We start from the raw sequence: 602 nt of genomic DNA on the forward strand, positions 1-602 counted from the left end.
GATTCAGCGCGGCAATAACCGAGATGCCTGCTTTTACAATGAAGCAGATTACAAGGTCTACCTGTCTTTTCTGAACGACGCGGCCAAAAAATACCAAGTCGCCATCCATGCTTTTGTGCTGATGACGAATCATGTGCACCTGCTAGCCACGCCCAGTGTTGAGCAGGGCATTAGCCGGCTGATGCAGGCCCTGGGGCGTCGGTACGTTCAATACATCAATTTCACTTATGGTCGTACCAATCGATGGGGTCAGGGTCATTGATTTAGCCGCATGCTCGAATCAATGACTCTGATTCCATCGATTTTAAAGTATTGCTGTCAAAGTAAATGAAGTTATGCCTGCTCAAATCGATAGGGTCAGAGTCATTGATTTAGCTGTATGCCCGAACCAATGACTCTGACCCCATCGATTTGCGAAGTGAGCGGCCAGAAGGTGTTGGCGCCCGTGCTCTACCTCGCCCAGGCCGACGGCCGGCTGGCGCCCAATGGTGCGCTGGTCCAGGGCCGCGACCTGACCCTGATCAGCGGCGGCCTGAGCAACGCAGGCACCCTGCGCGCCACTGCCAACCTGGGCATTCAGGCCGAGTCCATCGGCAACAGCG

At 54.7% G+C, this 602-nt stretch carries 2 protein-coding genes; both read left to right on the top strand.

Annotated elements, in window-relative coordinates:
* Window positions 1–262, top strand: a 262-nt coding sequence (locus BVH01_RS04225) for a transposase (RefSeq protein WP_218189084.1), incomplete at its 5' end; no start/stop codon positions are given.
* A gap of 156 nt (window positions 263–418) precedes the next feature.
* A partial coding sequence (locus BVH01_RS24825; protein ID WP_218189085.1) for a hypothetical protein occupies window positions 419–602 on the top strand: 184 nt, incomplete at its 3' end.

It is taken from the genome of Pseudomonas sp. PA1(2017) (genome assembly GCF_001945375.1).
Classification (GTDB): Bacteria; Pseudomonadota; Gammaproteobacteria; order Pseudomonadales; family Pseudomonadaceae; genus Aquipseudomonas.